The following is a 2,923-nucleotide window of genomic DNA, read 5'->3' as shown; positions in this document are numbered from 1 at the left end:
GTGAGTAATGATTTGAAATTTATCTGGGCATCATAACGCTGGTAATCGGTACCTAACAAAAGCCCGGTTTGGTTCATATATCCAAGACCTGCATTGAAATTCGTGCCACCCTTTCCCCCGTTAATGCTTATAAAGTGTTGTTGCATAGCAGCATCACGAACTAAATAGTCTAACCAATCACAATTCGGGTACTGTAAAGGGTTATAGCTGGGATCATTCGGGTCTTGCCCTTTTCTGTAACGATTTATTTCATCATCCGTGTACCTCCAGCCTGCATTTACATTTCCGGAAAAGTCGATCGCTTTGTTGATTAACTCCATATATTCAACCGAGTTAGTCACTCTATGCATAGGCTCAGTAGGCTTTTGCATAGAATAGTTGAACTGGTATTCTACCCCAACTCGTCCCTCCTTTCCTGTTTTAGTAGTTACTAAAATCACCCCGTTTGCAGCACGTGATCCATAAATTGAAGCAGAGGCGGCATCTTTTAGTATTGAGATACTCTCGATCATATTTGGGTTTAGCTTGTTGAAATCTCCCTCTACTCCATCGATGAGAATAAGGGGGTTATTTCCGGCCGAACTAAAAGTCCCCATACCTCTGATCCGTATTTCCACGTTTTCATTTCCGGGCATGGCAGAATTTTGTGTAATTTGTAATCCGGGAGTTCTCCCTTGTAAAAGAGAAGAGGTACTTGGAGCAATACGGGAAGTAATCTCATCGGCACTCACATTTCCTACAGCGCCTGTTAAATTAATCTTCCTCTGTGTTCCGTACCCAACTACCACTACTTCTTCCAGTAATTCAGTGTCTGACTCCATCGTAATGTTTATGGTTGTACGTCCATTCACCGGAATAGTCTGAGATTTCATACCGACATATGTAATTTGTAAAAGTGCATTTGCCGGCACATTACTCAACATATAGTTCCCATCCATATCGGTGACGGTACCGTGTGCTGTATTGGCCTGCTCAACAATGGTCGCCCCGATAATCGGTTCGTTGTTTGCGTCAGTTACAGTACCTTTTACAGTAATACCCTGTGCAAACATGTTCAGAGATATCATCCATGTGACAATGAATGAAGAACATTTTAGTAGATTCAGCAATTTACTTTTTTTCATGAGTTTGTTTTTTAATTTTAAAACATAATAAGACGTAAGGCAAAACCTCCTCTTTCCAATAAATTGATTGATAAATCATCACTGCTTGTAAGAAGTTTTGATTCACTTTTCATTGTTGTATGGGTATCATCACTTAAAATTAATGCATGATATTTTTTTCCTTCTTTTAAAAAATCGAGTTTCATATTAACAGTACGAGCTGCGTCCGTCATACCTCCAATGTACCAATCTTCTCCTTTTCTGCGTGCAATCACGATATGACCGGCTGGCATTCCTTCGATGTATTTTGTTTCATCCCATGTTGATGGAATATCTTTAATCATTTCCCTGCCTGGCCATTCAAGCAATTTTTTCCCGTGTTCGGCGTAAATCATCAGACCGGCTTCATAAACAATGGGCATGGCTAACTGATAGGTCTGTGTGCCGGGAGACCGTTCAAAGTGGATGACCGTATAACTGACCGGACCCATTACATTTCTGACATAGGGAATGGTGAGGTCATTGGAGGCCGGTTTTGTTCTTCTTTCCATGCCGTCAACACCCTCGAGCGTCATCAGGTTCGGAAATTGCCTGCGTTCACCTGTTGGAATGGTATTTCCGTGCAGCTCGAGAAGAAACGAATATTTGATGCCCAATTGAAAGATCCAGTCCCTCATTTGCAAACTTTGCTGTGTATCTTCATAGTCTCTCCAGTCGCGCGGATTATCACTGAGTGTATTGTTGTCGAAAAAGTCAATTTTAGCTCCTTTTAGTCCCCAGTCTGCGTATCTCTTCATGGTTGAGTCGGCTTTGGCAGGAGTATCGAATTCACGGGTATGTGCCCATCCTATCACTCCCACATTCTTTGCGTCGGCATATTCAACGACGTTCAATACGGAGTCGCTTCCACCCCAGCGGTTTGCGAATCCGGCATCAGCCATGTAGTATTCCCAACCCATTTCGTCAACCGCATCAATCCACATACGGGGTTTGTCTCCATCCCTGGCAATAAAATCCCACATGACACGTCCCGGTCTCACCCAGTCTTTCATGGTGCCATCCTGATTCAGATAGGCTGGATTGGTAGGAGGATTCAAGTTTTCAGCCAGATAAGATTCCACAATTTTCCCGGGGTTTTCGGGGGAAATGATGGCCATTCTCCAGGGAGATTGAAAGGGTAGGGTAGAATGTACGGGACCAATTTTTTCCTGATCCAGCGGATAGCTGTAAGTGAACCGGTTAGCTGATCGTTGAAAGTGGGTCTGTACATAATTGCCATAGGTTGCCGCCTGTCCCATCAACACAAAATGATTTTTATCCTTCAGGTGAGCCAGCACGGGATTGGACATCTGTTCACCGTCAATCGGACCCAACGCACTTTCATATCCATACCTGTTCGGATGGTTTTGTCCGTAGTAAGTGAGATTCGTATCAGCCAGATTAATGGAACTGCTTTCACCGCTGAATTCAATATTGCCTTCACCCGGTATTTCGTAGCGATAGGCGACTCCATCGTTATATACCCGGAATACAATGTTCAATTGTTGTCCGTTTTTACTGAAAGTCAAGGTTTGCTCATTCGCATGATTCCGGTAGGTAGAAACTTTTCCCTGGGGAAGGTGATATGTTTCATCCACTGTTTTTTTCGAAGAGCCTTCGAACTTCATTCCCGATATGAATTCCCCCAGATTGGTAGAAATCCCCATCGAGCTTTGTGATACCACTTCCTGACCATTACTTATTACTGAATAATGGACTGATCCTTGCTCTTTATCGAATTTCAGTATTGCGGTAATTTGACCGTCCGGCGAGGGAACCGT

2 protein-coding genes are annotated in these 2,923 nt (G+C 43.3%); both read right to left on the bottom strand.

Translation table 11 applies throughout. The annotated features are described in order from the left end of the window. The coding region (locus B3Z75_RS13255; RefSeq protein WP_294072685.1) for a SusC/RagA family TonB-linked outer membrane protein at window positions 1–1,124 on the bottom strand (1,124 nt) is incomplete at its 3' end. Window positions 1,125–1,141: 17 nt separating this feature from the next. Continuing rightward, the coding region (locus tag B3Z75_RS13250) for a glycoside hydrolase family 97 protein (protein WP_294072682.1) at window positions 1,142–2,923 on the bottom strand (1,782 nt) is incomplete at its 5' end.

Origin of the sequence: Proteiniphilum sp. UBA1028 (genome assembly GCF_002316955.1) — a bacterium.
Taxonomy (GTDB): Bacteria; Bacteroidota; Bacteroidia; order Bacteroidales; family Dysgonomonadaceae; genus Proteiniphilum.
Note: the sequence above shows the minus strand (reverse complement) of the source record. Positions and strands in the feature narration are given on the sequence as shown.